The organism is Shewanella sp. 1CM18E (assembly GCF_023161665.1).
Taxonomy (GTDB): domain Bacteria; phylum Pseudomonadota; class Gammaproteobacteria; order Enterobacterales; family Shewanellaceae; genus Shewanella.
On record NZ_JALNTW010000012.1, the window covers coordinates 93,856 to 120,844 of the forward strand.

Genomic DNA, 26,989 nt, shown 5'->3' on the forward strand with positions numbered 1-26,989 from the left:
AGCAATTTTATTGAGAGTAAATGCGCTCGAGATATTAAGCAATAAAACAAGCTATCAGCATTTACTTCAAAACAACTGCATCTCTATTGTTTAGTGACTTGACTGATAATGCAGATTCTTTTTGCATTTTCGCAGTAGGAGCATTTACAGAGAGCAATCCAAGATTAATGGTATTTTGCCACTCTGCTTGCCAATCGCTCAAATCCTTGTTTTTAATGACGTTAATACGTGGAAAAATAAGTTGTCCGTACTCATTATCCTCAATAATACCGTTATTATTAATATCCCAGCCCCGAGTTTCATGCTCCAAAACTAAAGCTCGACCTTGGTCATCTACAGAAATAACTTCCCAAGTGCGGTGCCTTTCGGACCAATCTAGTGATTGCATTAAGTTGACATTCCGTCCAGCTTGACTCCATGTCCAACTATCATCACCTAAATAAAAATACCCAATACCGTTACCTATACCTTCCCAATCATCTTCAGCAGTTACACCATAAATTCCTCGGTTTAATGTGCCATCCTGATTGAACTTATAACCCCAAAGGTTTTCTAACTTTAACTTGTCACCATCCCATTGCTGCTGAATACTCCCATTAATATAAGCTATTTGAGCATTTGGTAGGCTAGTGACTAAATTATTCGTTAACCGCCCATAACTATTATCAAATTTAGCAATCTGTCTCGCTAAAACCAGCTCGAGCTTATTATCCACCCACTTTTCAATCTGAGCTAAGTGACCTTTACCCTCAGTTTTTACCGGAGTAAATTTATAAACAACATTACCACTCGTTAATGCTAAAACACCTTCAGTTAGTGATGCTTCAAACTGCTGACTGGATATTCTAGCGGTTGCTGAAGATCCTGAAATCGTAACAAAATCAGCCATTAAAGAGGTGAATTCAACCTGGTTGTAGGCGCTGACCACTGTGTTTTCAAGCTCCAATACCCAGCTACCTTCTATATCTGCAAGCATTTTTCCATCAAAAGCACTTTCAGGGCTGTGTATCAAAGTCTGGTTATAATAATGCTCATCGGTAACTCTTGGAGTCGGGTTGGACCATGTCGTTACTGAGTCAGGAAGGTTTAGTTGAGTATACTCTACCTCGTTAACAACTACTTGATAACTAGTTGAGTTACTAGTTATTAAACGAGTACTTGAGCTTGCCACACCTGATTCCATATTAAACGTAGGCTCAGTAATTAGCCCTGCATCAGTAGCCTCAATCAGCTCATCAACGACTACTTGAGAAAAACCATAATCAACGACCAAAGCTTCATAGGGGTAAGGAATATAATGATAGCTTTTATAAGAATGATTTTGATACTCCACATTCAAATTACCGTCTACTACAGACCAAGTAAGATCGACCGGAGCAGAGTCATCATGACTACCAAAGTTTTTATATAACTCACCGGAACCATCAGCATTGAAGTTCATTCCCATTCCAGAGTGCTGATTCCAACCTTGCTTTGCACCGTATAAAGAAAGCATGGTTTTATTGGCAATTTGCTCACCGCTAAATTGCTCAATCACATTCTCATCAGTGACAGTCTCTTCAATCGCTTCCTCTAATGCAGCAACATAAGCCTGAGTGAGCTCTCCATGCGCATCAACATGATTATTTGTCACTAAATAAGCTTGAATAGCTTCACTGGTATCTATTCCACCTTCTGCTGCTTCAGCATCTAGCTCTAATATAGATAAAACAGTTTCGCCTTCTGGGATCTCGAAATTGGCATTATCAACCAATAACTTAATGAAAGCCGATGTTTGAACTAATTCCTCGGGCGATACTTCGCTCGCTAACTGGTTAAACTGCAGCTCAGTTGTGATTTCACCACTTTCTGAACGGTCCTCAGCTAACAAATAATTAGCAGTAGATACGTGCGTAACATTAGTTAAGTTTTTTTCTTCATTGGTTAAATGGCGCTCTTCACCCGCCTTGGTTAGCAAAGTACTTGTTTGCCCTACGATCGCTACTAATTCAACGCTTTCTTGCTCCTGCTCGGCACTGCCTTTGGCATTGATAAGCACAAGCGCAGACATGTCATTAATAGTGATTGGCAACGAATAATTACCGTTGCTATCGGCCTCAACTTCAAACAAGTCATCGCCAATAGCAATTGAAACCAATGCATTAGCAATAGGTGAATCAGTTACAAGTCCCGATATAGTTAAGGTATGATTAACTGTCACAGCAACTTCTGCGGTAGCCGTCAGTTCACCATCACTAATTTCATAAGTAAATGAATCTGTAGTTGCAACATTGTTCTCTGGAGTATAAAGCAATTGATTATTAACAATTTCAACGGTACCACTCTCTGGCTGGTTAACCACTGACGTAATAGTTAACGTATCACCATCACTATCTGAGTCATTTGCCAGTACATCGAACGTAATCGCTGCATTATTCTGAACCAACAAGTTATCTGCAGCAGCTACGGGAGCAGTATTAACAACCGGTTGTGGTGATGTTTCAGAAGATGAGTCACTGCCACCACAACCAGCAAGAATAGCAGCTGCAAGTAACGTTAATGAAAAGTTTTTTTTCATTTTAAGTCCTTTTATATATTTTGAATTCCTTTCCTACACCCCCGACGAAACATAGGATTGCGGCATCATTCTATTTACACAAAAGAAACATTTCAACATGCAAGTCGCATTTAATTCACTGGAGAATCAAAAAACCTTTTAATCAACAAATCTCTAATATTCATCAACTTGTGCAACTACAAAGGTTTTGCAAAACAAGAAATATCCAAATCTAAGCTCAAAACCTTCTGCATTTTCCTAAGGTAACTACAACACTTATTATTACTGATTGGTAAAAGTAATTTACCTTTTGAGCCAATTGTTCCAAATACGACGATAACTATAATGAGCGCCATCTAATAGCCCTGCACTCGGTCATACCTTTCGTATCCCCATTCAGTCCCAAGGCTCATTTCAATTTTCAAATTATGTCTGCATCTGTCGATGCATAGAGGAATTATTATGTCTCGTATTGTTATTGTTGGCGGTGGAGCTGCAGGTCTTGAAATCGCAAGTATGCTAGGTCGTAGTGTGAATAGCCAAGATGAAGTTATTCTGGTTGAAGGTGAAACTCACCATTACTGGAAGCCACGCTTTCATGAAATCGCCGCTGGCACCTTTGACAGCGATCTCGACACTATTTGTTATTTCAGCCACGGCGCTAAAAATGGCTATATGCATTACCAAGCTTGGATGACTGATGTTAATCGAGCGGCAAAACAACTAGTCGTACGCAAACCGAATGGCGAAACCGATACGCTAGCTTACGATTACCTCATTATTGCCATTGGCGCGATCAGTAATGACTTCGCCACCCAAGGCGCAAAAGAGCATTGCTTGTTCTTAGATACACCTCAGCAGGCACGTGATAGCTGGCACCAAATCAGTTCATTACTGCGCTCAGGTAAAGATTGCACAATTAATATTGTCGGCGCGGGTGCAACAGGGTTAGAGCTTGCTGCGGAACTAGCTAAGGTCAGCGCTGAGCTTAGCGAAAACCCTTATGCTGCATGGCTTAACATTAACTTGATTGAAGCGGCCAATAGAGTGCTACCCAATGGCCCGGTGAAAATGTCTGAACAAGCTTTATTAAGACTTGAAAAGTATCAAATCAATGTAATGCTTAATACCCGTATTGCCAGTGTTGAAGCGGATCGTATGACCACCAGCGACGGTCAAGTGCTTAATGCCGATGTACAATTTTGGGCGGCTGGCATTAAAGCCCCTGACTGGTTAAAAGAGATTGGCGGATTGCAAAGTAATTCACTTAACCAATTAGTGGTTGAGCAAACGCTAGCAACCACATTTGATTCATCGATTTTTGCACTCGGTGATTGCGCTGCCATTCCACAAGTAGATGGCAGCCAAGTTCCGCCAAAAGCTCAGGCCGCTAACCGTGCAGCTGTGCATTTGGCAAAAAATTTAGTCGCTCACTTAAAGGGCAAACCACTCAAACCATTCGTCTACAACGATGGCGGCATGGTGGTCGCTATCGGCCATAACTTTGCTATTAGCACCATGATGAACGACAGATTGATCTTAAAGGGCCGCTTAGTGCGCCGCCTATACGATACGATTTTCCGCTTACATCAAAAAACCGTTAGCGGCTATTTAGCTATGTCACGTTTGATTATTTTCAAACGCTTAAAGTGCTTATTTAAACCCGCTTAGAATTTGTGCCTTACAAAAAATTCCTCAACACTGCTGTTGAAAGCTTTTTTTTAATAGGTGCCAGATAAGCTGGTGCCCTTCCAAAAGTGGGCTACCATTTTGTACCTGATATAATACCAATCAGTATAAACATTTAGTCGTGCTTTAATGACATTCGCTCCATCTGACCTCCATGGATGGAGGAAATGTCTTATGTATGTCTGGAACATACAAGACCATGCAGCTTGCAACGAGTGAAGAGCATAATCAAACTAGGTTTAAACTCCCGCTTTGCTTATTAACAGCCACAGCATCAAAATCACTAAACATCGCCATTCTGGAGCGTTTTGAGCTACCTACTTCTGTGTTGAATAGCTTTGTAAGGAAATAGCCATTATTGCAGCTTTTCGCCTTGAATCAGTTTGCCAAAAATCGCACTTAGTAGATCAATTTCTTATGCTGATTGCTATAAAGCAAAAAAAGCCGCACCTCTTTCGAGATGCGGCTTTTCTTTAAGTAGGTGAGTTGGCCGATAAGCCGGGTCCTGTCGTGGACAGTTATTCATCTAGGCCTGCAATCGCTCACAGGCTCAAGCGACCTACCCGGTCCCAACGCGAGCAGCGCCATACGGGACCCTATTTGGTCTTGCTTCGGGTAGAGTTTACCTTGCAACGAACTATTACTAGTCGCCCGGTGCGCTCTTACCGCACCCTTTCACCCTTACCAACCGAAGTTGGCGGTCTCCTCTCTGCTGCACTTGTCGTCGGTTCACACCGCCCAGGCGTTACCTGGTACCCTGCTCTTTGAAGCCCGGACTTTCCTCCCCGTTCTTACGAACGCGGCAACTGTCTAGCCAACTCGGCGCGGATTATAGCTAAGCTCAAGCAACAAACCAAGGACTTTCATGCATACTGTGAATTAGAGCTCCATCTATTAGCAATAGAGCCACTCATTCACTTAGCAATAGGCAACACTCACTCCAAACCAAGATCAAACGTTAGCCAATACAATTAGACCTTAAAGTCCTATCGCCAAACCATGCTTATAAAGTGCGTTCTTTTTAATATCGTAAATTTGACCAGCTACAGCAGCGGCTTTTTTCAATGGCAACTCTTCACACAGTAGTTTAAGCGTGTTGATTACTGTCGGCGAGAATTCAGACTCTTCATCACTGCGGTGACCATGGCACATTAATACGATTTCGCCACGCTGCTGGTTCGGATCATCTTTAACGGTTTGCAGCACTTCGGCAGCAGGGCCTGATAAAAATGTTTCAAAAGTTTTGGTCACTTCACGTGCCATCACGATTTCACGGTCCTCACCTAAAGCGACAACTAAAGACTCTAGACTGTGCACAATACGATGCGGTGACTCATAAAAAATCAATGTGCGCGGGTCATCTTTGAGCGCAGTTAATTTATCTAACCTTGCCTTTTCTTTTGATGGCAAAAAGCCCTCAAAAGAGAAACGGTCAGATGGTAAACCTGACGCGCATAACGCAGTAATTGCCGCGCAAGGGCCTGGTAACGGGATAACATTAAACCCGGCATCACGCACTTGTTTTACTAAGTGATAGCCAGGATCTGAGATCAACGGTGTGCCTGCATCTGAAATCAAGGCCACAGCTTCACCATTACCCAGCTTTTGAATGATCCACTGCGCTCTGTCACGTTCATTGTGGTCATGCAACGCCGTTTTACGGGTTTCAATGCCAAAGTGGCTTAATAACTTGCCACTGTGTCGAGTGTCTTCACAGGCGATAAGTGATACCTGATTCAGCACCTCTAATGCACGGCTACTGATGTCTCCTAAATTCCCAATCGGAGTGGGAACAATGTAAAGCGCGACCGACAGGTCCATATCTACCTCTGTATTGAGTGTTGGCAAGAGTTTCTAACAATACTTTCGCCAAGGGGAAGAGCAGGTTAAACTAATAGCAGCATCTTACCAGAGTGAAGACCCGTGTTAAAAAGACTGAATACAACAAAATTTATTTCTTGCGCGATTTTATCTGCAGTTTTGTTCGGTTGCGGCACGACGTCTGCACCGGTAAAGACTGAAAAGACTGAGGTTTCTCTAGCTTCAGTAACTCAGGCATCATCGCAATATCTTGCATTAGCCGCTAACGAAAAAAATAAGCAAAACCGCGATAAGTACGTTTTACTTGCCGCGCACGCCTTCATAAATGAAGGAAATGCTAGCGCAGCAGATAAAGCGCTAAAATCTATTGCCCAAGATCTTAGCCAAGAACCTGAGATACTTGCCGAGCATATCTACCTGTCAGCCCGCGTATTAGAGATGGTTTCAACTTATGACCACGCCCTGCGCGAGCTGAATTACCCAAGCAATTGGTCACTACCAAACTGGCAATGGGTTAGCTATTACCAATTTAAAGCTCACTTATATCAATCAATCAACCAACCCATTGATGAAGTAAGGCAATTAAGCTTACTCAGCAAATACTTACCTGCTTCACAAGCAGTTGAGGTCAACGATAAGATTTGGGGTTCATTGCAGCCTATTAGCGAGCAAACCTTACTCAACTTTAAAGATGACACTGCAAACCCAATCTTTGCCGGTTGGATTCAGCTAGCTTATATCGCTAAACATTATGCGGTTGACCCTAACGATTTAGTGCGTCACTTAGGCAGCTGGCAGCAATTAAATCCGCGTCACCCTGCTGCTGCAAAGTTGCCTACTGACTTAGAAAAGGCACTTAACACCCAGCCTTATCAGCCTAAGAACATTGCAGTATTACTGCCATTGACGGGTCCGCGCGCCACAATTGCTAACACAGTCAAACAAGGCATTATTGCTAACTACATGGCCAAGGGTGATGACGATATTGCGCTAAACTTTTTTGATACAGCAACAGGCGCGCAAGCGGCTTATCAACAAGCTGTTACTGCAGGTGCAGAGTTTATTATTGGTCCTTTACTGCAATCAGAAGTTGAGCAGCTACAAAACATGACGCCAACAGCTGAAGCGGTATCTCCAGTCACGCCGACTGCTGCAGTTACTCCGGTTACGAGCAAAACTATCCCACAACTGTATTTAAACCATATTGATACGTTTACTGCAGATCCAGACAAGTTCTTTTTTGCATTATCACCAACCGATGAAGCAATTGATGCCGCTCAGCGCCTATATAACGACGGTATTAAGCAGCCACTACTGCTGGTAAGTAACGACGCAATTGGCCGCCGCATGGCTGAAAGCTTTAATGGCGCATGGCAAACACTGACTAACAACGCTGCGGAAATTCATTACTATGATGGCGGTGACAAAATGAAAGTCACGGTACAAAAGTCATTAGGTGTCATTGACAGTAAAGAGCGTATTGCTCGTATCAAAGCGATACTAACGCCTAAAATTGAAGCCGATTTTCGATCTCGTCGCGACATTGATGCTATTTACATGATTTCAGCCAGTAAAGATTTAGCACTATTAAAGCCTTTTATTGACGTGAACTTTAGCGTGTTTGCGGAACCTGTACCGCTTTATACCACCAGCCGCAGCCGCGTTGAAGGCAACGACCGTGAGACCGCTAACGAACTTAATAACCTCACCATTAGCGACATTCCTTGGTTGATAACACCAAACACAGAAACTCGCATGGTTAACGAACTATGGCCAAATTGGAGCAACGGTCGTAAACGCCTGTATATCATGGGTTATGATGCTCTTGATTTAGTCGGCAAGCTCGCGCAAATGCGCGCACTACCGGGCTACCAATTTACCGGACGCAGCGGCATGTTATCCGTTCAGCCAGATGGCACATTGAACCGCCAACTTAGCTGGGGTCGTTACCAAAGAGGTAACTTACGCCCGCTGTAAAGTCGATATATAATGTCTTTAACCTTATTTACAGTTAAATAAGTCGAGGCAAATAGTCTCGGCTCATGCTTTAAGATATAGTCAAATTTAAGCTACAAGGACGAGCAAGTTTGATGGTAAATACCAATGACCAAGGCCAAATTGCCGAATACAATGCACGCCAGTATTTGGAACAACGCGGGCTAACTTTTGTCGAACAAAACGTACGCTATCGTTTTGGCGAAATCGACCTAGTAATGAAAGATGGCAGCGATTGGGTCTTTGTTGAGGTAAAATACCGCTCTCCATCGCGTTATGGTGGTGCAGTTAACGCGCTAAGCGCAGCACAAAGCCAGCGTATAAGAAAAGCGGCAAGCCATTACATACAGTTAAATCGAATTGACGCCGTCTGTCGTTTCGATGTTATTGCGGCCGACCCTCAAGGGGTTCAATGGATCCGCGATGCCTTTTAAATAGTTTAATTTTCATCTGCACCACCTAGCTATAAGTGGGCAAATAAACATAGGGTTTATCCATGTTAGAACGCATTAAAGACAGCTTTACCGAATCAATTCAAACTAAAATTGATGCATCTGAAGCTCTGCCAGAGTCAATCGCTAAAGCCGCAGAAATGATGGTTCATTGCCTGCTGAGTGGTAACAAGATTCTAGCGTGTGGTAACGGTGGTAGCGCAGGTGATGCACAGCATTTTTCTGCAGAATTATTAAACCGTTATGAAATTGAACGTCCGCCATTGCCTGCGATTGCACTAAGCTGTGACACTTCAACCATTACCGCAATTGCTAATGATTACAGCTATGATGAGATCTTCTCAAAGCAGATCATGGCGTTGGGTCAACCAGGCGATATCTTGTTAGCTATCTCTACCAGCGGTAACTCTGGTAACGTAATTAAAGCAATGGAAGCAGCCCTAAGCCGTGACATGACCATCGTATCGCTTACCGGTAAAGACGGTGGCGCAATGGCTGGACTACTGAGCGTTAATGACGTTGAGATCCGCGTACCTTCAAACGTTACTGCGCGTATTCAAGAAGTGCATTTACTTGCAATCCATTGTTTATGCGACAATATTGACCGTACGTTGTTCCCACAGGACGAACAAGCATGAGATCACTGCTCCCATTAATCGCTATTGTATTAATGCTACAAGGCTGTGCTGGTGCCGTTATGGTCGGCGCAGTTGGCGGTGCAATGATGGTTAATGACGAGCGCAGCTTTAAGACCCAAATTGATGATACCAACGCCGATTTTAATATCTCCAGTGCGTTGGCGTCTCATGATGACTTAAAGAACCAAGCCAATATCAGCGGTGTGGTGATGAACCGAAATGTATTGATGATTGGCCAAGCGCCAAACTCAATGCTGCGCGACAAAGCGATCCGCACCGTAAAAGAGTTAAAGATTGGCGGCAAGATCCACAATCAAATCCGCATTGGTAACCCAACCTCTTTCACCACACGTAGCAATGACACTTGGATCACCACCAAAGTGAAGGGCCGCATGCTCAATGAAAGTGGTTTAGATGTCACCAATATCAAAGTCGTGACTGAAAACGGCGAAGTATTTTTAATAGGTTACGTGGAACGCGAACAAGCCGATTTAGCAGTTGAAGTTGCACGTAATACTGCCGGCGTGCGTAAAGTGATTAAGGTGTTTGAATACGTCGACGCTTAATCCCCCTACTGATATTTGACTTAGAAAATCATCCCGCTTTTTGCTCGATGATTTTTTTTGGCTTCAACAATGCAATACGCGCAGCAAGCCAAGGTAAAATTAGCGATGGCAGCACAATAAAGCCCGCTCCAACCCAGCTTAAGCCATCCAACCATTCGTCAAACAGCAACCAACCAAACAACACACAAAACAGTAAACCAGTGTATTCAGCAATTGCTATCTGGCTCGCCTGCGCTTTGCGATAAGCCAATACGCACGACCAATGATAAGCGAGTAAAAAGCTATTACTCAGCGCAGCCATGCCTATTAGAGTCCAGTTTACCCCTTCAAAACCCTGTACTAACACCATAATCAATGTCAGTGGAATGCTGAGAATGTTATAGAGCATTAGAGTCACAGTTGGGCTTTCAGTTTCCGGTAATTTACGCAGTGCGAGTTGGTTTAACGCAAAAGTAAATGCCGAGATTAATACCGCAATACCAAACCAATTAATTTCACTTGGGCGTAATAAAATCAAAATACCAATAAAGCCCAAAATAGTCGCTGCCCACTGGATAGCTGTCACTTTCTCTTTTAAAAATACACAGCCCATCAAGACAATCATTAATGGCGCCGAAAAAAATAACGAGCTCACTGTAGCCATAGGTAATGACATCAATCCCATGATCAAACAAACCGCACCCAAAGCCCCGGTATTTGAGCGAAAGAAGTGCACTTTTAAATGCTTCGTTGAGGGCCTTTTTGCATAAATCCACAGTGGGAATAGCATGAGCACCGACAGCAATTGCCTCAGTAGCAGAAAGGTTGCAGCATTACTGCCTTCGGGGATCCATTTGATAGACACATCATACAAGGCACTAAAAAGGTTACCAAAAACGAGTATTGCCATTGCAATCATGACGTTGGTTTTCATCTATATTCCGCTGTAGAGCATATTATCTGCGCATAATATGCCTCTAAAATACCGAACTAAAATGATGTTTTTTCGCTATACATGAATTAAATTAATACCATGATAAGCATCACTCATAAAATTCATCCATTAGGCTTAGGATAATGCGTAAACTACCGCCACTTCGAGCACTACAGGTTTTTGAGGCCGCAGCCAGACAATCGCACTTTTCCAGAGCAGCAGCGGAACTGTGTATCACCCAAAGCGCCGTGTCTCACCAAGTAAAACAGCTAGAAGAGCATTATGGCGAACGTTTATTTAAGCGTGAAGGCAGGCAACTTAACCTCACCGCTAAAGGCACTTTGCTTTATAACGGTCTAGAGCAAATTTTTAATGAGTTGAGCGATTTAAGTATTAAAATCAGTGGCGAAAGTAATGATCAGTTGCGCCTCGCGGTATATAGCTCGTTTGCGATTAAATGGTTGATCCCAAGGCTCAGTGATTTTAGGCGTCAGCATCCGCAAATTAAAATTCGCCTCGACATGATGACCAATGATCCCGAATTAACAGATAACGTCGCAGACATGTTTATTACCGGGCAAAGTGGTCAACTAGGCTTTCATCACCACGTACTGCATAAAGAACGGTTAATTCCTGTGATTAGCCCTAGCTTGTTAAATCCAGACAAAAGTGCCATTGAAGAGCTTAGGTTACACCCATTGTTAACTGTTGATGAAGGGCCGCTAGGACTAGATTGGGACAGGTGGTTTGTAGCCAATAAGGTGCAATTACCTGCTGAGCAACAGCAGCATATTTTTAGCCACGTTTTAATGGCAATTGAAGCAGCCATCGCGGGCCAAGGTATCGCGTTAGCGTCTGACTTTATGGTGCAGGCAGATATTGAAAGAGGCCTGTTAATCGAGCTTGATTTACCGGATATTTTAACCGGGTTCGAGTTTCAGTTTAGCTGTAAACAACGACGCCTAAAAGAACCTGCTATCGCTGCATTTGTCACTTGGCTAGCTACCCAAGAATAAATGACTTATATGCAAGCAATAAAAAAACCAGCGATATCGCTGGTTTTTATATTGAGCTTTCAAGCTTAAACGATAAGACCAATCTTCTCGTATACGCTCTTAATAGTTGCTTCTGCGCGGATTTGCGCTTTCTCTGCACCTTCTTTCATCACTTGATTCAAGAACGCTTGATCAGCACGGTACTCTTTAAAGCGCTGCTGAATAGGCTCTAGCATACCAACTACCGCTTCACCTGTTGCAACTTTCAAGTGGCCATACATCTTGCCTTCAAACTCGGCTTCAAGGCTAGCAATTGACTGGCCAGTACAACCAGACATTAGGCTCAATAAGTTAGACACACCAGGCTTTTCAGCCACATCAAAGCGCACTACTGGCGGCTCTTCACTATCAGTCATCGCCTTTTTAACTTTCTTCAAGATCGCTTTAGGATCTTCGAGCAGACCAATAACGTTATTACGGTTATCGTCAGACTTAGACATCTTTTTAAGCGGGTCTTGCAGTGACATTACCTTAGCGCCGTGCTCAGGAATGAATGGCTCTGGTACTACAAATGTTTCGCCGTATGCATTGTTGAAACGCGTTGCAATATCACGAGTCAACTCAAGGTGTTGCTTTTGGTCTTGACCTACTGGGATCTCATTTGCTTGATAAAGCAAAATGTCAGCAGCCATTAATACTGGATAGCCAAATAAACCAACGTTGATATTGTTAGCATGTTTTTGCGACTTATCTTTAAACTGAGTCATGCGGTTAAGCTCACCCATTTGGGTGTAACAGTTTAATGCCCAGCCAAGTTGAGTATGCTGCGGAACCTGTGACTGAATAAATACAGTGCTCTTTTTAGGATCAACACCACAAGCTAAGTACAGTGCTAGCGTATCAAGGCAAGCTTCACGTAATTTAACTGGATCTTGTCTGACAGTAATCGCATGCAGGTCAACGACGCAATAAAGGCAATCATGACTATCTTGCATTGCAACCCACTGACGTAACGCGCCCATATAGTTGCCGATGGTAAGCTCGCCTGATGGCTGCGCTCCGCTTAGAACTACTGGTTTCGTTAGGGGGGTCGTCATCTTGTTTATTGCTCCGTTGCGTTGTCGCGCAGTTTAAGTAGCGCGGTTATTTCACTAAATTGTTCACATACGGCATCAGGGCCGCTTAGCCCGATATCTTCACCGTAGTTATAGCCATAGGTCAAGCCCACAGAGGCAACCTTAGCTGCTTTTGCTGCAATAATGTCGTTCTTTGAGTCTCCGACCATTAATAACTGCTCAGCAGGCAGCTGCCACTCATGCAAAATATGCTGTAGCGGCAATGGATCTGGCTTCATCTTAGCGAGTGAATCACCGCCGAGTACCAAATCAAAGTATTGGTTAAGATTAAATGACTCAAGCAATGGAATAGTAAACTCATATGGCTTGTTGGTCACAATAGCCATTTGATAACCGGCTTGCTTGAGCTGAACTAGAACCGCCTCAACACCTGCATATAACACGCTGTGCTGTTGTAAATTAAGCTTATAAAAATGCATAAAACGGGGCATGGTAGTTTGCAACTGTTCTTCGCTGACCGCGCTTTCAAGTGCAAACGTTAATGCTCTACGCATTAGCATTTCAGCGCCATTACCTACCCAGCTGCGCACCATATCATCGGTACATAATGGCAAATTCAACTCATCAAGTACGGCGCGAGTTGCCGCAGCAAGATCTGGAACGCTATCGATTAGCGTTCCATCCAAGTCAAATGCCACTGCTTTTATTTGACTAAAAGGGCTCATTAATTACGCCTCGATGCTTGCTAATTCAGTGCGCATTTCATCAATTACGGCTTTGTAATCTGGAGTATTAAAAATAGCAGAGCCCGCAACAAACATATCCGCACCTGCAGCAGCAATCTCAGCGATATTGTCAACTTTAACGCCACCATCCACTTGTAAACGAATGTCGTAACCGCTGTCGTCAATCAACTTTCGCACTTGGCGTAGCTTATCTAGCGTTGAAGGAATAAATGATTGACCACCAAAACCTGGGTTCACTGACATCAGCAAGATCACGTCTAGCTTGTCCATTACATGATCTAAATAATGCAGTGGTGTTGCAGGGTTAAATACCAAACCGGCCTTACAGCCTGATTCTTTAATTAATTGTAATGTTCGGTCAATGTGCTCAGACGCTTCTGGGTGAAAAGTAATAATAGACGCGCCGGCTTTAGCAAAATCTGGAATGATTCTATCAACAGGCTTAACCATTAAGTGCACATCAATATCGGCAGTTACGCCGTAATTACGCAGGGCTTGGCACACCATAGGACCAATAGTTAGGTTAGGCACATAATGGTTATCCATAACATCAAAATGAACAACATCAGCCCCCGCATTTAATACGGCATCAACATCTTCACCTAGACGCGCAAAATCGGCAGACAAAATAGAAGGAGCAATCAAAAATGGACGCATAACGAACTCACCTGAATGTTTAAGAAGTACGCTATTCTACCTGCTGCAGCTATAGCCCTCCACACCTGAACGCCCATTTAAGCCAATTAGCAGAGATAAAATTATTCATAGAAACAGCAAAATATAATTTACTCTTTAAAAATGTTTAAAATATGAGCGGCTTTGCTATAATACTGCGACTAGGTTTGTAATGGAGGCAAAATGAAGGGACTATTTCAAAATACTGCAATGATAAAGTCAGCAGCAGTTCTCGCTTTTGCCTGCACCGTTGTTACCAGCTTAGCCTTATCATCAAAGTCTATTGATTCTGCTTCAGCCGCGTGCGCCTGCGACGCTGAAGAAAGCCATTACAATCCAAGCCTACCCGCTAGCCATCCGAGTAATCGCTGCGCAAGCCAAACTGATAATTTAAGTTGGAAAAGCTGGTTAACAGGCCAAAGCCAAACCAATCAACTGCACTTTATTGATCTGTTTGAATTGTTATACGGCCATGAAAGTGCGCCAATCAACAATAGCTCACCACTAAACAAGTAAGCTAACTATGCTGCGCCATTTGTGGCAGGTTTTATCGAGTACTATTGCGGCATTTTTTGGAGTACAAACTAACAAGAATCGGCTGCGAGATTTTCAAACCTCTTCACCGATCCCATTCATTGTTATGGGCGTGATTGTAGCTATGGTATTTGTTGCTGGGTTACTGCTTATCGTTAATCAAGTTTTGGCTTAAGCCTAGGTAATAAGCCTTAAACGATAGCAATTATCCGCAGAATACTAGTCATTCTCGCTATGATAAGAGTCATCGTACAGAGCCATTAGCTCATCAACTTTCTTACGACCACTCCCCTTTTGACTAATATTGCGCTGCACCTGAATCGTGTCGAATCGAGCGCCATGGTATAACTCGCGCGTTAGCGGGATATCATGATTGCTAATTAACACAGGTATACCACGGTCTATAGCTGTGTGGCGTGCCTGTCTTGCAAGCAATGCTTGGTCATCGAGTGAAAAACCAGTTCCGACATAAGTCGTAAAGCTCGCTGTTGATGACAGCGGTGCATATGGCGGATCGCAATACACAACATCGCCAGCCTCGGTCATGTCTATCGCTTGCTCATAACCAATACAGTGAAATTCTGCATTTTGCGCTTTTTCTGAAAAAGCTCGGATCTCTTTTTCTGGGAAGTATGGCTTCTTATATGAACCAAACGGCACATTAAAACCACCTTTACGATTATAGCGGCATAAACCATTAAAACCGTGGCGATTCATGTATAAGAAGTACACTGAACGCTTGAAAGGATCTTTCGTGGCATTAAACGCGGTGCGGATTTTGTAGTAGGCTTCTTTTTCGTTCATCTCAGGAACAAAAAGTGCCTTCGCCGCTGCAATGTATTTTTCAGGCTCTTTTTGCACAATTTTGTACAAGTTAATCAAATCATGATTAATGTCGCACAATAAGTAGCGCTTGTAGTTGGTATTGAGAAACACTGAGCCAGCACCCACAAAAGGTTCGACCAAACGGTCACCTTGAGGAAGATGCGCAGATAAGGCTTCAATCAGTTTAAATTTTCCGCCAGCCCACTTTAAAAAGGCTCTTTGTTTTTTAATCATTTAAATTGATCGAATGCTTGTGAAAAAGACAGCTGTCGATTGTACTCTGTTTATTATTGAATTTCACGAGTTGGAATAACTTCTTGTAACTGATATTCACCCAGATTTTGCCACGATCTTATCCATGGCTCAGAAATTCCCGTGTTTGCCACCAGCTTAGCAGAGTACTCTTGCGCCATTTTTCTATTATCAAAATGTCCGTTAAGTACAATCCAGCGCTGCTTATAACGCGCGACTCGCACTTGTGGTACGCCATCCAAAGCCAATAACATGTTATTTAGTGATTTTATCTTTTTGACACTGGCAAGCTGCAAAGTGTAGCCCTTAGCTGGCTTTACAGTATGATCCACAACATTTGCGTTAATAGTAATTTCAGAAGCCAACTGTTTAGTTGAATCTAGTTGATGTTCATTAACGTTATCGACTTTAGATGTCTCACCTATTACTCGCTTGGCATCGTCAAATTTCGTTGCAGGAATAGCAGGATAAGCATTAACCGTCTCCGTAATCGTATTACTTTGAGGCGTTTTTGCTTGTGCTTGTGTTAGTGCTTGAATTTGGCGTTTATCAATCTCTGTTTGTTTTGCGACGTTAGGCTTAATAAACACGTGCTTGTCTAAAATCTTAGCGCCATAAGCTTCGAGAAAACTATCGTCCTGACTAAAGCGCGCTTCAATATCTGCCGCAAACTCTATCTTTTTGGTAGCTTGGTTTAACTTATTGGTACTGCTACCTAGAAATAGCCAGCTAGCCAGTAAGGCTACAATGATTACTGCCGACAAACCGATAATAGCTTTTAGTTTAGATCTTTTTACTAGCGTTTCAGGTTCACCATTTAAAGATAAGTTCAATAAATCAACTACCTCTTTAGGCGTTCCCTGTTGCATTTCCAAGCGATTTTTAACTATGTCTCTTGGCGTAAATGGGTGTTGTTCACTGCGGCTTAACAGCGTGTAATAGAGACCTTCTCGTTCAGGCTGTTCTAATGGTTCAATTTGCACCGCTATAACTTGCTCTAGCAATGATTCTGGTAGTTGCTCAGTAAGCTCACTAAAGAATTCAGCAGGCGCCGTCATCAATAGTTTGATTGATTTACCAGGCAATACCATTTGGCTAAGCACTATACACTCAGCCCAAATCTCTAATGGCAACCAGTGAGCATCATCTAAAACAATACAACTCTCACTTGGTAATGAATCACTGACACTGAGCAGGCATTCTGGCAGTGGGATCTCATCGTCAAATACCGGATCATTTAACAGCTGGACTAATACTTTGCGACGGATCTCGGCGCTATCGCAGTGTTTAGGGCACATCACTAATGCCGAGCTATGCTGCTCCAGCTCACTCAGTAATGCTGTGACTAAGGTTGTCTTGCCAGCTCCATCTTCCCCAGTTAGCACCATAAGTTGCTGGCCATAGGTACTTAGATGCAACAAACGCTGCAGTAATGCATCTTGGCTTGGCAACAAAGTCGATTCTGTAAACGGCATCAAATACGATCCCAACTAGCAAAAAAGTGATACGTTATTTCAGGTAATGAAAACGAGTAACTACCAGCAAGAGCTGGAGCTAAATAAGGAGAGTTAGAATTATGATTGCTAATTTGTAATTTAGAGTTCACCGATCACCTGCAACATCGTTTATGCGCAGTTGATAACCTCTTCCAGTAACTCATCAGTCACATCACTATAGATCCCTGCTTGGCCTATTGCCTCAGGTAATACTAATCGTAATTGACCTTTAAGTACCTTCTTGTCTCGGCGCATATGCTTAATGAATTGCTCAAAATGCATAGTCTCAGGTGCTGATGTCGGTAAATCAAATACCGCTAATAACGCAGTAATACGACAAACTATTGACTCATCGACTAACCCAAGCTTGTTTGATGTTTTTGCAGCAAGTACTGTGCCAGCAGAAACAGCTTCACCGTGCAGCCAAACACCGTAGCCCATCTCTGCTTCAATAGCATGACCAAAGGTGTGTCCAAGGTTTAACAGCGCGCGTACCGCTTGTTCTGTTTCGTCCTTTTCAACTACTTCGGCTTTGATTTCACAACAACGACTAATCGCATATTCAAGTGCATCAGTATCCAGTGCTCGTAGGGCGTCGACGTTATTTTCAAGCCATTGAAAAAAGTCTGCGTCCCAAATAACACCATATTTGATAACTTCAGCCATACCTGCTGCAAACTCACGCTTTGGTAGCGTGCTGAGACAGTTGGTATCAATTAACACGCACTTAGGCTGATAGAATGCACCTATCATATTTTTACCTAGCGGATGGTTAACTGCAGTTTTACCACCAACAGACGAATCTACTTGCGATAACAGCGTAGTCGGAATTTGGATGAAATCGACACCACGTTGGTAACTGGCAGCTGCAAAGCCTGTCATATCACCAATGACTCCACCGCCTAAGGCGACTAAAACGGTATCACGACCAAGGTTTTGCTCTAGCAGTGAAGTGAAAATAACATTCATCTGCTCAAGCGTTTTGTATTGCTCACCGTCAGGTAATATCACCGGCGTCACGCACGCGAAATCCGACAGCATAGCTTCTACCTGATCAAGGTAGAGAGGCGCTATCGTTTCATTGGTAACGATTAGAATGTTTTTATGTTGAAGATAGCGAGCTAGATGCTCGCTACTACTAAACAAATTCTGGCCAATTTCAATTGGGTAACTACGCTCTTCGAGCTCAACCAGAACTTGTTTCGTCATATCTTAAAAACCTAATTGTTCGATAATTTGGTTTGCAACCACTTTGGCGCTTTGCTCGTCAGTCTTAACGATGACGTCTGCAATCTCTTCATATAGAGGATTGCGCACCTCTGCTAGGTTTTCTAGCACTTCTCGTGGATCTTCAACTTGAAGTAATGGACGACGCTTATCTCTTTGCGTACGTGCAACTTGCTTGTCGATAGTTGTTTCTAGGTAAACAACGATACCACGCGCAGAAAGATTGTTACGGATCTCTTTGCTTTGAATCGAGCCACCGCCTGTTGCTAAGACGATACCCTGTTTTTCGGTTAGATCAGCGACAACCTGTGTTTCACGGTTGCGGAAACCCTCTTCACCTTCAACATCAAAAACCCAAGCGATATCAGCACCTGTACGGCTTTCAATTTCTTGATCTGAATCGTGGAACTCTAAGTGCAGCATCTGTGCCAGATGACGGCCTATAGTGCTTTTACCAGCCCCCATAGGGCCTACTAGGAAAATATTACGTTTCTCGGCCATTTGATTTATACGTCTGAATCTTATTTAAGTTTGCCTATGTCAACTCAAATAAACGGAGTTGACCTTTAATCTTACCTTGCTCTATTGAGACTTGACCGCTGATTATCTCAGCTAAGTGCCATCTAAGGCAAGCGGGGAATGCATTTCTATCAAAAATGTATCGAGCTAAATGATAAAGCTAGTGTTATGCACTAGCTTTATCTGCTTGAATATTTTATAGCGCCTCTGAAACGATCTTTGGCGTCACAAAGATGAGTAGCTCTTGGCGCTCATTTTTATCCGAAGTATTTCTAAACATAAAGCCCAAGTACGGAATGTCACCCAGAATTGGTACTTTACTGACTCGACTAATCAATTGTTGCTGATAAATACCACCAAGCACAATGGTTTCACCGTGATCCACCAGCACTTGCGTACCAATACGCTGTGTATCAATAGACACCGCCTGACCTGTTGGTGTATCAACCGTTTTACCTTGAGAATCTTGAGTAATCTCTAAATCTAAGATGACTCGATTATCCGGCGTAATTTGCGGTGTAACACGTAAAGAGAGTACCGCTTTTTTAAACGTTACTGTTGTCGCACCACTAGAACTGGCTTCTACATAAGGGATCTCGACACCCTGCTCAATAAACGCTGCTTTTTGATTAGAGGTGGTAATGCGCGGACTAGCAATAATCTCACCTTTGTTTTCCTGCTCTAACGCGCTAAGTTCTAAATCCAATACCGTTCCGTCAGCAAGCTTTGCAACATGAAACGCGATACTGGTTGGATTCGCTACTGCCGCAGGCAAGTTAACGTTTAACCGGTCACCAATACTCGGAATTGTACCGTTGGCGATATCGTTAGCGCCTTCTAAGCTCCCCGAGGTACCTTTATCACCTTGCTGATCTGTAATACCCCAGCGAACACCTAAGTCTTCTGAAACATCATCCTTAACTGTTACCATTCTGGCTTCAATTAATACCTGCTTGATTGGAATATCCAGTACTTCAATTAGGCGATGAATGTTCTCTAAAGTCTCTTCAGTATCTTTAACCAATAAAGTGTTAGTTCGTTCATCAACAGCCACACTGCCGCGAGCGCTTAATAAACTTGAGTCTTCGCTTTTAAGCAACCCAGCAATATCGGTCGCTTTGGCATAATTGATCTGCAAATACTCAGAGTACAGCGGAGCCAACTCCTTAACTTCTTGCTTATTCTTAAGCTCTTGGCTTTCACGAATTGCTATTTCTTCACTTGGCGCAATCATCAAGATATTGCCTTCAATACGCTTATCTAGTCCTTTAGCTTGTAAAATCAAATCAAGCGCTTGGTCCCAAGGCACATCATCCAGTCTAAGCGTGATGTCCCCCTCAACCGTGTCACTGGTGACTAAGTTGAAATTGTTATAGTCGGCGATAATTTGCAGAACTGTACGAACCGAAATATTTTGGAAGTTTAACGATAGCGAACGCCCTTCGTATTTCTTTTCTTCCTTAACAATATTCATCCTTTCAGCTTTTTTCATGGTTAACTTGAATAAGCTGCCGTCTTGCTGGTAGTTGTATTCATAGTTACCTTCAATATCAATAAGGAACCTAGCAGTTAAATCTTCTTTAAAGGTTTCAAAGCTTTTAACTGGAGTAGCAAAGTCATACACATCCATGACATATAAAAAATCGCTATCCATGTCTGTGTTATAAAGCTTAAGTTCGAGCTTAGCGCCAATTTGTTCGACGTTAGCCGCCACAGAGCTGTTATTTAGCTTCACTAACAGTTCGCCGCCACCATCAGCGGTCCGACGAAAATCAATCTTCTCAATACTGTTTACGAATGGATTAGCATCTGTGCCTTGACTCGCGATCTCATCATTAATGGTTAAGCGATAAGTATTGCCAACCACTTTACCTTGGTAAGGCTTTACCTTTTCGAGACCAATGAAAACTTGTAAATCACGGCCTTTAGGCACGGTACTCACAGTTTCAACCCCCACGGTATCAATAGGCAGAGTCTGTTTGTCTAATCCAGAAATACTATCGCTAAAACCTAAGATAATTTGTGCCGGATCAGCGTTAAGAGCTATCTCCGGAGCTTGGATATCATTTTCAAAGATCAGTTGTAATTCAAGTTGGTGGTCTACCACTGCATGATATTTAACATCAACAAGTCGGTTAGCGGCATACGAATGCTGAGTCATACCAAGAATTAATGCGACACCAATAATAGCCTTAAACAAAGACATATCCTTATAACTGGTTGCTAGCGTGGTTAAAGATCTCATTATTCCCTCAGTCATCTCTAATTATTCTCCAGTCAAATCCATGCTGCTGTATCTTTCAGTCCAGCAACCAGAACCATCTGGAATCAACTCTATTATTTCTACAGTTTGCGGGGTTACCTTAGCAATTCTTCCGTGGTAAAGACCTAGAAACTGTCCCACTCCTAATCGGTATACACTGCCGTCAGTGGTTTCAAGCAATGCCCAAATATCTTGCTGTTCACTCAATGTTCCGCGCATTTTCAAGTTATCAAGTGCATAGGTCTCTAGTCGGCCTTTACGGCGTTTTAGATCCGGCTGCAAGCAATCCTTGGTGGTATCAATAACTTCTTCGGTTAGCTCCCTTGATGGCGGCACATAAGGGCTACGCATTAAATCGGCTTGATAAGCAAAGTGTTCAAACTTTGGCGTTTCTTTCAATGGTGGAATATGAGCAACATGTTGAGCTTTGGTTGTCGTCACAAATAGCTCAAGATCGCTCTTATCACCTAAACAACCTGTTAGCAGCAAACTCAGCAAAATTAGAGGTAACAATCGAATCATTTTGCACCTCCTTGCTGACCGCTAGGCGGAAGCTCGGCGCCCTCTTTGAAGCGATAAGTTTTAGCCAGGATATCCATACCCAAATCACCAGAACCGTTACGCTTAATCACAAAGTCATGCAAACTCACAATTCGTGGCAATTTGGCCACACCATCTACCAAATGCCCTAATTCGTGATAATCCCCATCTACTACAATTTTAATCGGGAATTCGATATAGAAATCTCGAGTAATTTCAGAGTCCCAGTCCAAACTTTTAATGCTCAAACCCGAGTCGGTGGCAACAAATGTAATGTCATCGAGTAGACCAGGCATTTCATTTTTAGATGGCAGCATCTTCAACAACTCAGCAAACTGCACTTCCATTACAGCTAGCTGCTCACGATACAGTTTTAAGTTGGCCGCCAACTGATATTTAGATTTAAAGTCAGCTTTAAGTTGTTGCTCTTTTTGTTGCTCAGCGTTAAGGCTATCAAGCGCTTCTGACACAAATAGAAAGTAGCTTGCTACAAACACACATACCGCCAGCATTACCGCAAAAACGATTTTAACTAGCTGCGGCCAAGCACCAATGTTTTCAAAGTCGATATCATTAAACTGACTTAAGTCGAGGTTCATTTAGTGCCTCCCTTAGTCTCAGGCTTATCTTTATTTGCGTTATCAACAATCGTTACACGCAAAGTAAAGCGCTGTAATTGTCTTAACTCTTCATTTTGCGCCACAATAGATTGCATATTAGGATCGTGTAGCCAAGCGGATGCCGCCACCTTACGCATCATATTAGCCACATTGTTATTAGATTCACTCCGCCCCTCAATCCATAGCAAGCTGCCCTTCTTTTCTATACTAGAAAGGTAGATCCCAGGAGGTACAACTCGTACAAGCTCATCTAGTACATGAGTAGGTAGGTTTCTTGATTGCTGCAGGTTAAGAATAATCTCTGTGCGTCTTTCAATATCTTTTTTACGGGTGCGGATTTTGGTGATCTCAGCAATTTGAGACTCCAACAATTGAATTTCTGACTGCAGGTAATTATTACGGCTTTTTTGATCATCGATAAACATATCGACTGCCATCAAAAATAGGTATACCAGCAACCCAGAGACCAAAAATACCAAAGCGAGTATACCGGTATAATCCCGTTTTTGTTTTTCACGCGCTTCTTCACGCCAAGGTAATAGGTTTATGTTCGCCATTCTGAGTAGCTCCTTAGCGCTAAACCGCAGGCCAACATATATTTATTAATTTGAGGTTGAAGAAAACGCTTAATCTCTTCATCTGCATGCAGGCACCCTTTAAAAGGATCTGCAACGATAGTCCGCACACCTAATTCATTGATCATTAGATTTGCCATACCTTCGAGTTTTGAAGTGCCACCGCAAAGGACAATATAGTCAACTTTGTCACGCCCACTTGATGTGCAGTAAATCTGCAAAGTACGTTTTATTTGTTGTAATAGTTGAGTTTGAAACGGGGAAAGGACTTCAAAGACATAGTTTCTTGGTAAATCGCCTTCAATCTTGGCCTTTTCAGCTTGCTCATAGGTCATGCCGTAAAACGATAAAATTGACTGAGTGAATTGATCGCCACCAAATGCTTGCTCACGCACAAAGGTTGTTTCACCATTTTCAACCACTGAGAAGGTGGTAATATTTGCACCAATATCCACCAGCGCCACCACTTTATCATTTAGATCTGCTGGCAGTTGCTTAGCGATCACGTCAAAAGAACGGCCTAAGGCATAGCCTTCTACATCAACCACCTTCGCTTCAAGGTTTACCGCATCTAGCGAGTCAATCAAGCTATCAATATTTTCACTACGACATGCGCTTAACAGCACATCAACTTTGCTGGGATCAGTTCGATTGTTGCTTAAGGTTTCAAAATCAATATTGACCTCATCAAGTGAATAAGGAATAAGATTGTCTGCTTCAATTTCAATTTGAGCCTCCATCTCTTCTTCACTTAATGCAGAATCCATATAAATAACTTTGGTCATAACCGCTGAACCAGAAACGGCGACAGCAGCATAGGTTGTTGACTTAGGTAATACACGTTTGACTTGCCTTAATGCATCAATAACCGCCTCGCTATCACGAATTTCATGATCATTAACCGCTCCCTTTTTCAAAGGAACAGCAGCGTGGCTTAATATTTTATATCCATCAGCAGTCTTACTCAGCAATATGGCTTTCACTTCATGGGATCCAACATCTATCCCCACCATTTGCGGCGCTTGACGCTTCCAAAAGTTAGAAAGCATAGTTCTAAGTCACTTTTATCGTTATGTATCAACAGTAGATTAGCACAGAATCAACTCGTTACAGCTATTTGTACAAAATGTTTATTCATTTTACAAATGCCATTTTTTTGATCTCAATCCAATTACTTGTCAATAACCACTACATTCCCCCATTTTGCCGACTTGTGTTTTAAAATTAAGCACTTTAGTGCTATCCGAACTAGCAGTAAAAACTAATTAAGATTAAATTGGCAGTTATAAAAACTGATTGGATATTTTTAGAACATTTAACTTCTAGATAAATACTCACTAATAAAACTCAAGTTTTACGGCTATTATTTTTCTAATTAACAATTTTCAGTAAAAAGCATTAGCGAAATAAAGCGACAAGACTTCACCATTTCGACCACGGCTTATATACTATTGTTCTTAATTTAATTCTTGGAATATTGTGGTGAAGTGGTTAAAACGACTTTTTATAGCTTTCTTTAGCCTAGGTTTACTTGGCATCGCCGCAATTGTTGCTGCGTATTTTTACGTGTTGCCTGACCTACCGGATGTCACAACGCTAAAGACAGTAAAGCTGCAAACACCACTTCGAATTTATAGTAGTGATGGCAAGCTGATCTCACAGTTTGGTGAGAAACGACGCATTCCATTAAAACTAGAAGACGTGCCTAAACCACTACTACAAGCCTTTATTGCTACCGAAGATGCGCGCTTTTACGAGCACAAAGGTATTGACCCTATTGGTATCATACGTGCGGCTTCAGTGATGCTAGCCACCGGTGAGAAAAAGCAAGGCGCAAGTACCATTACCATGCAGGTTGCGCGTAACTTCTTTTTGACTCGCGACAAAACCATCATCCGTAAAGTTAAAGAGATTTTCATCTCGATACATATTGAGCAGCTACTCACAAAAGATGAGATTTTGGAGCTATATGTAAACCGTATCTACTTAGGCCAGCGCGCCTACGGTGTTGGCGCAGCAGCTCAAGTGTATTACGGCAAGGAGGTTAGCGAGCTTACATTGCCAGAAATGGCAGTAATTGCAGGCTTACCTAAAGCGCCTTCAACCTTAAACCCTATTACTTCAAAAACACGCGCAAAAGCACGCCGTAACGTTGTACTAATGCGAATGAACGAAGTGGGTTACATCAACAGTGCCGAATACCAAGCTGCATTAGAGAGCCCAATTACCGCTAAGTACCACGGTGCAGTTATCGATCTTTACGCTCCGTATATTTCAGAAATGGCGCGTGATTACTTAGTTGAAAAACTAGGTGAAGAAGAGGCTTATACCGGCGGCTATGATATCTATACCACAGTCGACTCTAAGCTGCAGCTCGATGCACAAAAGGCTCTACGCAACAACGTATATGCTTATGATGAGCGTCATGGCTACCGCGGTCGAGTAAAAGAGCTTTGGACAACCACCGCTCTAGAAACTGAAGAAGTTACTGCAAAACTAAAGCAAACAGGTGCTTTCCAAGGCATGCTACCTGCAGCCGTAATGACTGTGGATGAGCAGACTGCCACAGTGATGACAGCTAAAGGCGAAACCATTGAGCTACCTTGGGATGGTATAAAATGGGCACGTCGATTTATTACCAATAAACGCCAAGGTAAAGCCCCCAAGCAGGCTACAGATGTACTCAAGCCTGGTGAGCAAGTTTGGATCCGTAACAATGGTAACTTCTGGCAATTAAGCCAAGTGCCTCTAGTGGCAAGTGCATTAGTTTCACTAGATCCACACGACGGTGCGATTCGCACTTTAGTGGGTGGTTTTAGCTTCTACACCAGCCAATATAACCGCGTGACTCAAGCTAAACGTCAGTTAGGTTCAAACATTAAACCGTTTATTTATAGCGCTGCGATGGAAAAAGGCTATACCCTAGCCACATTAATTAACAACGCACCGATTAATAAGCCTGACACTCGCCAAGGTACTGCGTGGCGCCCTAAAAACTCACCTGATGTTTATGGCGGCCCTACTCGTCTTCGCGTTGGTTTAGCCCAATCAATCAACGTAATGTCAGTTAGAGCTATGCGTTATGCGGGGCTTGATGCAACGATTGCTGAACTTGTTAAGTTTGGCTTTGACCCAGCGGATCTCCCTCGCAATGAGTCAATTGCGCTTGGTTCGCCATCAGTAACACCTTTACAAGTGGTCACTGCATTTTCTGTTTTTGCCAATGGCGGCTTCTTAGTTGAACCTTACTTTATTGAACGTGTTGAAACTGCAACGGGCTCGATTGTTGAGCAAGCAAACCCAACATTAGCCTGTAAGCCAACAATAGCTGAGCAAGCTTTTGTCAGTGACGACCCATTTGCCGCTATGGCCCATGAGCTTCAAGCGAGCACCAATGCTGAAGATCTTCAGCCACCAGCTGATGAAGTTTTACACTGTGGTGACGCTGACTCACGTTATGCGCCACAAATTATCTCTGAGCAAACAGCATTCTTAATCACCCAAGCACTGAAAAGTGTAATTTGGGGTGGTGGAGACTGGAGCAAAGGCACTGGTTGGAACGGTACCGCATGGCGCGCAGCACGAGTTGTGAAACGTCGAGATATTGCCGGCAAAACTGGTACAACTAACGAATCACGTGATACTTGGTTCAGTGGCTTTAATCCAAAACTTGCCACCACAGTATGGGTTGGTTTTGATGACCACAGCCAAGAACTTGGTCGTACAAGCTGGAATGCCAACGGTGCAAAAGATCAGATCTCACTCGCTGAAGCTGGTGCAAAAACTGCCGGTCCAGGTTGGAACGAGTTTATGAAAGATGCGCTAACTGGTACACCTGAAATACCAGTGTCACCGCCAGAAGGCATTGTATCTGCAAGAATTGATTTAGCGACGGGTAAACTTACTCGCAAAACAGACCACACCAGTAAGTTCGAGTACTTTATCTCAGGTACAGAGCCAACTGAATATGTGACAGATCAAGAAGATAATAGCGATATCTTCATTGATAAACCTGAAGAAGATCTGTTTCAGTAAA

At 42.9% G+C, this 26,989-nt stretch carries 24 protein-coding genes and 1 other RNA gene; 9 read left to right on the forward strand and 16 right to left on the reverse strand.

The annotated features are described in order from the left end of the window. Positions 1–61: 61 nt before the first annotated feature. A complete protein-coding gene (locus tag MSG37_RS15350; RefSeq protein WP_248471528.1) occupies positions 62–2,557 on the reverse strand; it encodes an Ig-like domain-containing protein in 2,496 nt (831 codons plus the stop codon). A gap of 441 nt (positions 2,558–2,998) precedes the next feature. Between MSG37_RS15350 and MSG37_RS15355 the strand changes: the two genes are divergently transcribed. Continuing rightward, entirely contained in the window at positions 2,999–4,207 is a 1,209-nt protein-coding gene (locus MSG37_RS15355; protein ID WP_248471529.1) for an NAD(P)/FAD-dependent oxidoreductase, read from the forward strand. 496 nt (positions 4,208–4,703) lie between these two features. Here the strand turns inward: MSG37_RS15355 and rnpB are convergent. Together rnpB and rsmI are read right to left on the reverse strand one after the other, a co-directional pair. Further along, positions 4,704–5,047, reverse strand: an RNA gene (gene rnpB / locus MSG37_RS15360) — RNase P RNA component class A. Positions 5,048–5,203: 156 nt separating this feature from the next. Beyond that, the gene (gene rsmI, locus MSG37_RS15365; protein ID WP_248471530.1) at positions 5,204–6,046 is read right to left on the reverse strand and encodes a 16S rRNA (cytidine(1402)-2'-O)-methyltransferase; all 843 of its coding nucleotides are present in this window, start codon (positions 6,044–6,046) and stop codon (positions 5,204–5,206) included. Positions 6,047–6,148: 102 nt separating this feature from the next. Here rsmI and MSG37_RS15370 point away from each other — a divergent pair, with 102 nt between their 5' ends. From MSG37_RS15370 to MSG37_RS15385, 4 genes are all read left to right on the forward strand, one after another. Further along, positions 6,149–8,023: a penicillin-binding protein activator gene (locus tag MSG37_RS15370; RefSeq protein WP_248471531.1), complete on the forward strand. Its 1,875-nt coding sequence runs from the start codon at positions 6,149–6,151 to the stop codon at positions 8,021–8,023. Positions 8,024–8,136: 113 nt separating this feature from the next. Continuing rightward, positions 8,137–8,475: a YraN family protein gene (locus MSG37_RS15375; protein WP_248471532.1), complete on the forward strand. Its 339-nt coding sequence runs from the start codon at positions 8,137–8,139 to the stop codon at positions 8,473–8,475. 62 nt (positions 8,476–8,537) lie between these two features. Beyond that, positions 8,538–9,131 (forward strand): phosphoheptose isomerase, encoded by a 594-nt coding sequence (locus tag MSG37_RS15380; protein WP_202723307.1) that lies wholly within the window; start codon positions 8,538–8,540, stop codon positions 9,129–9,131. Further along, entirely contained in the window at positions 9,128–9,697 is a 570-nt protein-coding gene (locus MSG37_RS15385) for a BON domain-containing protein (RefSeq protein ID WP_248471533.1), read from the forward strand. The genes MSG37_RS15380 and MSG37_RS15385 overlap by 4 nt, the downstream gene beginning before the upstream one ends. Positions 9,698–9,725: 28 nt before the next feature. Here the strand turns inward: MSG37_RS15385 and MSG37_RS15390 are convergent, their stop codons facing one another. Next, on the reverse strand, positions 9,726–10,610 hold the full coding sequence (locus MSG37_RS15390) for a DMT family transporter (RefSeq protein WP_248471534.1): 885 nt from the start codon (positions 10,608–10,610) through the stop codon (positions 9,726–9,728). Positions 10,611–10,753: 143 nt separating this feature from the next. On the opposite strand from MSG37_RS15390, the gene MSG37_RS15395 reads away from it, so the two are divergent. After that, positions 10,754–11,626, forward strand: a complete 873-nt coding sequence (locus tag MSG37_RS15395; protein ID WP_248471535.1) for a LysR substrate-binding domain-containing protein — start codon at positions 10,754–10,756, stop codon at positions 11,624–11,626. A gap of 65 nt (positions 11,627–11,691) precedes the next feature. Here the strand turns inward: MSG37_RS15395 and trpS are convergent, their stop codons facing one another. From trpS to rpe, 3 genes are read right to left on the reverse strand one after another with little or no spacing between them, the layout of a single operon-like run. After that, positions 11,692–12,702 (reverse strand): tryptophan--tRNA ligase, encoded by a 1,011-nt coding sequence (gene trpS, locus MSG37_RS15400; RefSeq protein ID WP_248471536.1) that lies wholly within the window; start codon positions 12,700–12,702, stop codon positions 11,692–11,694. Between the two features lie 5 nt (positions 12,703–12,707). After that, positions 12,708–13,406, reverse strand: a complete 699-nt coding sequence (locus tag MSG37_RS15405) for a phosphoglycolate phosphatase (RefSeq protein WP_248471537.1) — start codon at positions 13,404–13,406, stop codon at positions 12,708–12,710. 3 nt (positions 13,407–13,409) lie between these two features. After that, complete coding sequence (rpe, locus tag MSG37_RS15410; protein WP_248471538.1) at positions 13,410–14,084, reverse strand: ribulose-phosphate 3-epimerase; 675 nt, start codon at positions 14,082–14,084, stop codon at positions 13,410–13,412. 201 nt (positions 14,085–14,285) lie between these two features. Here rpe and MSG37_RS15415 point away from each other — a divergent pair, with 201 nt between their 5' ends. Continuing rightward, on the forward strand, positions 14,286–14,618 hold the full coding sequence (locus tag MSG37_RS15415; RefSeq protein ID WP_248471539.1) for a hypothetical protein: 333 nt from the start codon (positions 14,286–14,288) through the stop codon (positions 14,616–14,618). Between the two features lie 7 nt (positions 14,619–14,625). Then, positions 14,626–14,811 (forward strand): DUF2970 domain-containing protein, encoded by a 186-nt coding sequence (locus tag MSG37_RS15420; RefSeq protein WP_248471540.1) that lies wholly within the window; start codon positions 14,626–14,628, stop codon positions 14,809–14,811. A gap of 44 nt (positions 14,812–14,855) precedes the next feature. Here the strand turns inward: MSG37_RS15420 and MSG37_RS15425 are convergent, their stop codons facing one another. The 9 genes from MSG37_RS15425 to MSG37_RS15465 form a co-directional block, all read right to left on the reverse strand. After that, positions 14,856–15,695 (reverse strand): Dam family site-specific DNA-(adenine-N6)-methyltransferase, encoded by an 840-nt coding sequence (locus MSG37_RS15425; protein WP_248471541.1) that lies wholly within the window; start codon positions 15,693–15,695, stop codon positions 14,856–14,858. Between the two features lie 53 nt (positions 15,696–15,748). Further along, positions 15,749–17,188 carry an AAA family ATPase gene (locus MSG37_RS15430; RefSeq protein WP_248471542.1) on the reverse strand — a complete coding sequence of 480 codons (1,440 nt, stop codon included), beginning with the start codon at positions 17,186–17,188 and terminating at the stop codon, positions 15,749–15,751. 150 nt (positions 17,189–17,338) lie between these two features. Then, a complete protein-coding gene (gene aroB / locus MSG37_RS15435; RefSeq protein WP_248471543.1) occupies positions 17,339–18,418 on the reverse strand; it encodes a 3-dehydroquinate synthase in 1,080 nt (359 codons plus the stop codon). Between the two features lie 3 nt (positions 18,419–18,421). Further along, positions 18,422–18,937, reverse strand: coding sequence for a shikimate kinase AroK (aroK, locus tag MSG37_RS15440; RefSeq protein ID WP_248471544.1), 516 nt, complete (start codon positions 18,935–18,937; stop codon positions 18,422–18,424). Between the two features lie 214 nt (positions 18,938–19,151). Then, positions 19,152–21,200 (reverse strand): type IV pilus secretin PilQ family protein, encoded by a 2,049-nt coding sequence (locus tag MSG37_RS15445; protein WP_248471545.1) that lies wholly within the window; start codon positions 21,198–21,200, stop codon positions 19,152–19,154. Between the two features lie 21 nt (positions 21,201–21,221). After that, a complete protein-coding gene (locus tag MSG37_RS15450) occupies positions 21,222–21,737 on the reverse strand; it encodes a pilus assembly protein PilP (protein WP_248471561.1) in 516 nt (171 codons plus the stop codon). Beyond that, positions 21,737–22,357, reverse strand: coding sequence for a type 4a pilus biogenesis protein PilO (locus tag MSG37_RS15455; RefSeq protein ID WP_248471546.1), 621 nt, complete (start codon positions 22,355–22,357; stop codon positions 21,737–21,739). The genes MSG37_RS15450 and MSG37_RS15455 overlap by 1 nt, the downstream gene beginning before the upstream one ends. Further along, positions 22,354–22,935, reverse strand: coding sequence for a PilN domain-containing protein (locus MSG37_RS15460; RefSeq protein ID WP_248471547.1), 582 nt, complete (start codon positions 22,933–22,935; stop codon positions 22,354–22,356). The genes MSG37_RS15455 and MSG37_RS15460 overlap by 4 nt, the downstream gene beginning before the upstream one ends. Continuing rightward, a complete protein-coding gene (locus MSG37_RS15465; RefSeq protein ID WP_248471548.1) occupies positions 22,923–24,002 on the reverse strand; it encodes a pilus assembly protein PilM in 1,080 nt (359 codons plus the stop codon). The genes MSG37_RS15460 and MSG37_RS15465 overlap by 13 nt, the downstream gene beginning before the upstream one ends. Before the next feature lie 433 nt (positions 24,003–24,435). Between MSG37_RS15465 and MSG37_RS15470 the strand changes: the two genes are divergently transcribed. After that, entirely contained in the window at positions 24,436–26,988 is a 2,553-nt protein-coding gene (locus tag MSG37_RS15470) for a PBP1A family penicillin-binding protein (protein ID WP_248471549.1), read from the forward strand. Position 26,989 lies beyond the last annotated feature (1 nt).